Genomic DNA, 7,477 nt, shown 5'->3' with positions numbered 1-7,477 from the left:
CGCGAAGCCGCAGCAGGCGCAGCGTCAGAACCCCGCACGCGAGCCGCGCCAGCCTCGCGAAGCTGCATCCCAGCAGCCACCGGCCCCGCGCGAGAAGATCGAGCGGATGTCGCGTCCGGCCGCCGAGGCCCCCGATGCGTCGGGCATCTCCGCTGACGCGTTTCGGTCCGCCGAGCTGATCGGCGCCGAGGTGCTGGCCAACGAGGCACCTGTCGGCGACGTCGAGGTCATGACGGACGCTGCCGGCGTCGCGATCGAACAGCTGGAAGGTGCAGATGCCGCCAAGGCCGAGAACGCGGCACGCCGTCGTCGCGGCCGTCGTGGTGGCCGCCGCCGTCGTCGCAATGGCACCGAAGGTGCCGAAGGCATGGAGGCAATGGACGCCGCCGACCTGCAGGACGACGCGGACGGCGAGGACGAAGAAATGGGAGTGCCGGCGGAAGCCGGGGCATCGGACGGGCGCGCCCAGCCCGAATTCGAGTTCGACGACATCCCCGCGCGTGGAGAGCCGTCGGCGACGCCGGCTGCCCCGAAGCGCAGCAATGTCCGCGAGATGCGGCCGGCACTCGGCGAAGGAACTGTGTCCGCCAGCGACGGTGCTGACACGTACGAGGCGGTCGCGGAGACGACAGCTGTCGAGCAGGAATCACCCGCCGTCGTTTCGAAGCCCGTGCAGCAAGCCTCGAACGAACCCGCCGCAGTCGCCGTGCGCAGCGTGAGCGAGATCGAGTCGATGCAACCGCAGCCCAATGCGGCGGGTCGCCTCGAAGCTGCAACGGGAGTTGCTATCCCTCCCGCTGCACCAGCCGCTCCTGCAGTGGCACATGCGCCCGCACCCACGGCGCACCGGCCGACTTCGGACGCATCCACCGGAACGGCGGAGGCCGCCGCTCCTGTGACCGTTGTGGAACAGGCGCCCGCGCCGCCGGTCCCTCCGGCGGCGGGCGTGCCCTCCTCTGTCGCCATTGCTGATGCGGTCGTCGCCCGGCCTGCGCCGGTGCCGACACTGCCGCCAACGCAGATGGAACTCCAGGAGCAGCCGCGGGCCACCCGCGCCACGACGCGCCCGGACCCGGGTTCCGATTGGGGCGACAACGGCGTCGGCGCAGATGAAACGGTAAATGGCTCGACGCCCTTTGACGGCAACGTCGAAGCGGTGTCGGAGCGGTCGCCGAGCGAGGATGTGGTCAACACGTTGCCGGCTTCGACTTCGACGTCCGACCCGGACGAAGCGCCCCGCCGCCACGACGAGCCGGATTCTGCCGTCTAGCAGTTCGTCGGGCTATTCCGTGAAAAAGGGCCGCAGATGCGGCCCTTTTTCTTTCTGTCCGCGGTTTGCCCAGGAACGCGGGCATGAAACGAAACCCGCCGGGCGCGCCGCGCTGTCAAATGCGAAGAGCACGATCGATTCCCGTCCGCCTGGTCGCCGACGCGCATGGCACCTGCGCAGTTCGCTCTCGAAACGGCGAGTGCGCACGCTGATCCGTGGTCCCAGCCCTCTACTCGACGACGGTCGCCGGATCCGCCAGCCCGTACTTGCCGACCAGCCGCGCCAGCCCGACCGTGTCGCTGATCGCGAGACCCAGTTTCTCGAACATGCGGCTCTTGTGCGTATTGACGGTCTTCGGGCTAAGGCTGAGCCGGCGCGCGATCTCCTGCTGCGTCATCCCCTGCACCAGCATGAGCGCGATCTCGATCTCGCGAGGCGAGCATTCGTCGAACGGCGACGAACCGCCGCCAATCCCCGCAAGTGCGAGGTTCTGAGCAACCGATGGCGCGAGGTACTTCTTGCCGCGCGACACGTCGCGGATCGCACGAAGCAACTCGGTCGCGTCGCCGGCCTTGCCGACGTAGCCCGACGCACCGGCTTCGATCAGCCGCTTGGGCAGCGGGCCGTCTTCGAGCACGGAAACAATGATGACGCGCGCACCGTAGTCGCCGCGCACGATGCGTTCGGTGACTTCGAGGCCGCTCAGCCCCGGCAGGTGCAGGTCGCACAGCACCACGTCGGGCGCGAGCGACCGCAGTTGCGCGAGCGCCTGCTCGCCACTGTCGGCCTCGCCGACGACTTCGATATCGGTCTGCGACGAAAGGATCATGCGCATGCCGGTGCGCACGATTGCATGGTCGTCGATGATGAATACGCGGATGGACATCCTTTCCCCCGGTGAGTTGATTTTCCCCGGTGAAAGGCTACTGGCGGCCTACCGCCCGTGCAACCGCGGCGCGCGTCAGTCCACGGCCACGTCGGCGTCGCCCGAGAAGGTCTCGACCGACACGTTGGCGTCCCCGCTGCCATATCGCTGGCGGAAGCTCGAGCCCGGACCATGCTCGGGCCGATCGATCGTGGCGCCCGGCGCACGAAGCGTGCCACTGAAGCTCTCGCCGCGAACCTCGGCCGACACGTTGCGCGGCAGATCCAGGCGCACGTTGCCGCTCACCGTCTCCAGCTTCATGCGCGCATGCGCGGCAAGCGCGGTGCGCACGTCGACATCGCCGCTGACGCTGCTCCCTTCGAAGCGTTCGATCGGCGTGTCGAGTACCCGCACGTCGATGCGCCCGGACACCGACTGCGCGCTGACTTCGCGCCCGAGCCGCCCGCCCAGCCGGATCGAACCGCTGACGCTCTCGACGTCGACGTTGCCGCGATTGATCGTGAGGTCGACATCGCCGCTCACGCTGTTGACCTCGACGTCATCGGCCGCCGCCGCAACCGTGGTCCTGCCGCTGACGTTGTCGATGCTGAGCGACGAAGGCGATACGCCCCAGGCCAGCACGTCGGCTGAAACGGCCGAGATGTCCAGGTTCGCACGCGCCGGCACCGTAATGCGGAGCGTGGTCGGCTCGGCGCGCGCGGCGTGGCCGAGGAGGCGCGCGATGCCGTCGTTCTGCGGATAACGCACCCGGATGCGCAAGCCCGCGCCATCCCCTTCGATCTCGAACTTCTCGACGCCCGCACCGAGGCTTCCTTCGACATGTACCTCCGCGCGATCCCATGCGCGCACCTCGATGCGACCCTTGGGGTTCACGATTTCGACGCGCCCGCGTGGCGCGAGCGGACGTGTCTCGTTGATCGGCGTGGCCGCGAGCGAGGCGTTCGACGCCACCGCGAGGAACAGCGACGCAACAAGACGGGTGATTTCAATTTGCCTCTTCATGGAGCTCTCCAATCAGCCCACGATCGCGCGCTGCGATAGCGCGAGCCGGAGCGAATAAGTGCGCCGCAGCTGGTCCAGCAGCAGGCGTGAGTCGGGGTCGTTCTGCAGTGCGCGGCGGATCTGGCCGGCGCTTCTGTCGAGTTCGACGAGGGCGGGCGCGAGCTCGGCAGGCGCGCGAGCCTCCGGCATCGATCCGATCGCGCGGTCGTACTCGCGCGTGAGCGATTGGGCTTCGCGACGCGCGAGCGCGGACGACGCCACCGGCGAGCGCGCCTGCAACAGGAGTCCGCCGGCGACGGCAGCGAGCAAGACTGACGCGGCGATTGCGTAACGCGGCAACGTCGAGTGCCGACTCACAGGTTGTGCGCCGAGCCGTGCCTCGATTCCATCCCACAGATGCGCCGGCGGCGCGATGTTCTCGCGTTGCGCACGCAGCTGCCAGCGCAAGGTATCGGGCAACGCGCGGTCCTCGTCCAGCGGAATGTGTTCGTCGTTCATCCGGGTTCTCCGAGCCGCGTGCGCAGCAGGCCGCGCGCGCGATGCAATTGGGCTTTCGAGCTGCCGACCGCCATGCCGAGCTCCTCGGCGATCTCTTCGTGGCGCCAGCCTTCGATGTCGTAGAGCACGAGCACGGCACGCGCGCGCGGCGGCAGGCTCGCCACCGCGCGTTCCAGGTCCATGCGCAGAGCCGTATTGCCGCCGGCCGAGTCGTGGAGGCCGACGTGTTCGAGGCCGTCTTCATCGCCCTCGTCGTGTCGCCGTACCCGACGGGCGCGCAGCTCCATCAGCGTTGTGTTGACGGCGAGCCGATGCAACCAGGTCCCGAACGAAGCGTCATGCCGAAACGAGCGCAAAGACTGCCAGGCGCGGACGAATGTCTCCTGCGTCAGGTCCTCGGCGCGCGCGCCCTGCCCGCCCACGAGGCGGCAGATGACGCCGTGCACGCGGCCCGCGTGCCGGCGATAGAGCGACTCGAACGCAGGGGTGCTGCCCGCCGCCGCGGACGCCACGAGCGCCCGATCCTCGTCGAACGGGGAAACGACGGTTGTCGGGGGCGCGTCGAGCACGGCGGTGAGCATACCTTTCGGATGCGCCGGCCAGCCCACGGGTTTAAAGCGGTGTCGCGCGCTTTGAATCACCGGGTGATCTGCATGCCCGCGGCACGCAGTGACAGGCTCAGCCGCGGCCCTCGCAGGAATGCCGAAAACCCGCGTGTTCGCCGCAAGGTTGGCGGAGAGAGTGGGATTCGAACCCACGGAAGGTTTGACCCTTCGGCGGTTTTCAAGACCGCTGCCTTAAACCGCTCGGCCATCTCTCCGGATGCGCGACGCCGGCCGTGCGGCGCGGCGGGATTGTCGCACGCGACTCAGGCCGGCGCGGACACCGGTTCTGCACCGCGCGCCGCGGCTTCCATTGCGTCGGTGCAGGCGCGGCCGTGGATCTCCGAGCACTGCAGGCGAGCGGACTCGACCAGGGCCGGCGCGCGTTCGGCGAGGAAATCGATGAACACGCGCACCGCCGGCAGCATGCCGCGGCGCGACGCGAACACGGCGTGGAAGATGCCCTGCGGCAGGCGCCAGTCCGGCAACACCACTTCCAGTTCACCCATGCGCACCGCCTCCGCGCATATGGTTTCCGGCAGCAGCGTGATTCCGATTCCCTGTTTGGCCAGCTGCATCAGCATGGGGAAGTCGAAACCCATGATGCGCGGCTTCAGTTCCATCCGGCGGACTTCGCCGTTGCGGCCGTGCAGCTCCCACCGCTGGCGCGCCTCGTCCTCGCTCATGGACATCGTGACGTGGTCGGTCAGCGCGTCGGGTGTCTGCGGCCGGCCCATGCGCTTGAGGTACTGCGGGCTGGCGACCAGCAACTCCTGGATCTGCCCGAAGCTGCGCATCACCAGGCTGCCGTCGTCGTCGAGCTTGGTGCGTACGCGCAACGCGACGTCGAAACCCTCGTTGATCACGTCGACGCGCCGGTTGCTGATGTGCATCTGCACGCGCACCTGCGGATACAGCGCGAGGAACTCCGGAAGCAGCTTCGGCATGTGCTCCTGCGCGATGCCCACCGGCACGCTGACACGGATCACGCCACGCGGCTCCGCGCTGAGGCGGTCGACCACCTCGCGCGCGGCCTTGGCTTCTTCGAGCATCGACTGCGCATGGCGGTAGACGCTCTGGCCCACGTCCGTGACCGCGAAGCGCCGCGTCGAGCGTTGCAGCAGGCGCACGCCGAGATCGTTCTCCAGCTGGCTGATGCGACGACTCAGGCGCGACTTGGGAATCCCCAGTGCGCGTTCGGCCGCCGCGAACCCGGAGTGCTCGACGACCGCGGCGAAGTAGTAGAGGTCATTCAGATCGTTCATGGCGACAGTTCCATGCGCGCAACGGCGAGGGATATTTCACCACCTTGGTTCTACGCGCGCAACACCCCGATCGCGACCCGCCTGAGGAGAAACCGGCCGGGCGTTCGGGGCCCGCGTCGACGGAGGAACACCCGAGCGCGCGCCATGGTGGCCTCGGGCGGATCACGGCCGACGGCAGCGGCGGACGGCGAATGACGGGCGACGATGCATCCGCCACCACACGCCGAGCGGCTCCCACGGCCCACAGCCGCCGGCGAGGGCCAGCCCCGTCTGGCGACGGATCCGGGCTCAGCGCAGAACGTCGATCCCGCCCATGTACGGCTTCAGCACATCGGGCACGACGATGCTGCCGTCGGCCTGCTGGTAGTTCTCCATCACCGCGATCATCGCGCGACCGACTGCGACGCCCGACCCGTTGAGGGTATGCACGGGCTCGGGCTTGCCGGTCGCAGGATTGCGCCAGCGTGCCTGCATGCGTCGCGCCTGGAACGCATCGCAATTCGAGCAGGACGAAATCTCGCGGTAGGTCTCCTGCGATGGCAGCCAGACCTCCAGGTCGAACGTTTTCGACGCGGAAAAACCCATGTCGCCCGTGCACAGCAGCATGCGGCGGTACGGAAGGCCCAGGCGCTCCAGCAGCACTTCGGCGCAACGCGTCATGCGCTCGTGCTCGAAGTCGCTTTCCTCGGGGCGGGCAATGGACACGAGCTCGACCTTCTCGAACTGGTGCTGGCGGATCATCCCCCGGGTGTCGCGCCCGTGGCTGCCTGCTTCCGCGCGGAAGCACATCGAGTGCGCGGTCATCCGCATCGGCAACTGCGTGTGGTCGACGATGGTGTCGCGCACGATGTTGGTGAGCGGCACTTCCGAGGTCGGGATCAGGTAACGCTTCGAGTCGCCGACCGCCGTCGCGAACAGGTCGTCCTCGAACTTCGGCAGCTGGCCGGTACCGCGCATCGACTCGGCATTGACGATCACTGGCACGTTGACCTCGACGTAGCCGTGTTCGCCGCTGTGCAGGTCGAGCATGAACTGCGCGAGCGCGCGATGCAGCCTTGCCAGCCCGCCCCGCAGGATGGTGAAACGGGCGCCCGACAGCTTCGCGGCGGTGTCGCCGTCCAGCCAGCCGTTGCGTGCACCCAGTTCGACGTGGTCGAGCGGTGTGAAGTCGAAAACGCGTGGCGTTCCCCAGCGCGACTGTTCCACGTTGGCGGATTCATCGCTACCGAGCGGCACGGAGAGATCAGGCAGGTTCGGCAGGCCGAGCGCGATCGCATCGAGCTCTTCGCGGATGACCTCGAGTCGGCTCTCGCTCGCCTTGAGCGCGTCGGCGATGCCCGCCACTTCCGCCATCAATGCCGTTACGTCGCCGCCGCTGGCCTTGGCCTGCCCGATCGCCTTGCTGCGCGTGTTGCGCAGGTTCTGCAGCTCCTGCGTGCGCATCTGGATGTGCTTGCGCTCGGCCTCGAGCGACTCGAGGGCCCCCGCGTCGAGCGCGAAGCTACGCGTGGCCTGTAGCCGTTCGGCGATTTCCGCGGGACGCTGGCGCAGCAGGATCGGATCGAGCATGGAAGCGGTCGTCATGCGTGGAAAGGCGGCATTATCACCGCACCGCGTGCAGTCCGCTCTTCCCGACGCGTTGACGGCGCTGCAGCGAGCATTCCCCGCATGGATACGACACGCATGGACAGGTCCCCCACTCCGCCCGGCGAATTGCCCCGTCCCGCGCCCGCCCGCCCCCGCCGACCCGTGTGGTGGTGGATCGCGCTGGCGTTTGCCGCGGGGATCGTGCTGTTCGCGATCGCACTCAAGAACCAGAAGCACGGCGATTTCTTCCGCGCCGGCGAAGTGCCGCCGTCCACCGCGGAACCCGACTACGCGCCGCTTCCGGCGCCCGCGGCGGGCGCGGATGGCGCCGGCATCGGAACGCTGGAACCGCCCGCACCGACCGATG

General features: G+C 68.4%; 6 protein-coding genes, 1 tRNA gene and 2 pseudogenes. 2 read left to right on the top strand and 7 right to left on the bottom strand.

What is annotated here, in order from left to right; translation table 11 throughout:
- A pseudogene (locus tag FW784_RS11165) lies at positions 1 to 1,270 on the top strand (hypothetical protein); the annotation flags it as partial.
- 229 nt (positions 1,271 to 1,499) lie between these two features.
- Here FW784_RS11165 and FW784_RS11160 read toward each other — a convergent pair.
- From FW784_RS11160 to serS, 7 genes are all read right to left on the bottom strand, one after another.
- On the bottom strand, positions 1,500 to 2,156 hold the full coding sequence (locus FW784_RS11160; protein WP_149353418.1) for a response regulator: 657 nt from the start codon (positions 2,154 to 2,156) through the stop codon (positions 1,500 to 1,502).
- 75 nt (positions 2,157 to 2,231) lie between these two features.
- Positions 2,232 to 3,158, bottom strand: a complete 927-nt coding sequence (locus FW784_RS11155; protein ID WP_149353417.1) for a DUF4097 family beta strand repeat-containing protein — start codon at positions 3,156 to 3,158, stop codon at positions 2,232 to 2,234.
- Between the two features lie 12 nt (positions 3,159 to 3,170).
- On the bottom strand, positions 3,171 to 3,656 hold the full coding sequence (locus FW784_RS11150) for a hypothetical protein (protein WP_149353416.1): 486 nt from the start codon (positions 3,654 to 3,656) through the stop codon (positions 3,171 to 3,173).
- On the bottom strand, positions 3,653 to 4,237 hold the full coding sequence (locus tag FW784_RS11145; RefSeq protein WP_149353415.1) for an RNA polymerase sigma factor: 585 nt from the start codon (positions 4,235 to 4,237) through the stop codon (positions 3,653 to 3,655). The genes FW784_RS11150 and FW784_RS11145 overlap by 4 nt, the downstream gene beginning before the upstream one ends.
- Positions 4,238 to 4,386: 149 nt before the next feature.
- Positions 4,387 to 4,476 (bottom strand) — tRNA-Ser (locus FW784_RS11140).
- 48 nt (positions 4,477 to 4,524) lie between these two features.
- On the bottom strand, positions 4,525 to 5,523 hold the full coding sequence (locus FW784_RS11135) for a LysR family transcriptional regulator (protein ID WP_149353414.1): 999 nt from the start codon (positions 5,521 to 5,523) through the stop codon (positions 4,525 to 4,527).
- 288 nt (positions 5,524 to 5,811) lie between these two features.
- Positions 5,812 to 7,092, bottom strand: coding sequence for a serine--tRNA ligase (serS, locus tag FW784_RS11130; RefSeq protein WP_149353420.1), 1,281 nt, complete (start codon positions 7,090 to 7,092; stop codon positions 5,812 to 5,814).
- 114 nt (positions 7,093 to 7,206) lie between these two features.
- On the opposite strand from serS, the pseudogene FW784_RS11125 reads away from it, so the two are divergent.
- Positions 7,207 to 7,477 (top strand): annotated as a pseudogene (locus tag FW784_RS11125) (hypothetical protein); the annotation flags it as partial.

It is taken from the genome of Cognatilysobacter lacus (assembly GCF_008274655.1).
Lineage (GTDB): Bacteria > Pseudomonadota > Gammaproteobacteria > Xanthomonadales > Xanthomonadaceae > Cognatilysobacter > Cognatilysobacter lacus.
The sequence above is the reverse complement of the archived record's forward strand: the minus strand, read 5'-3'. Positions and strand labels throughout refer to the sequence as shown.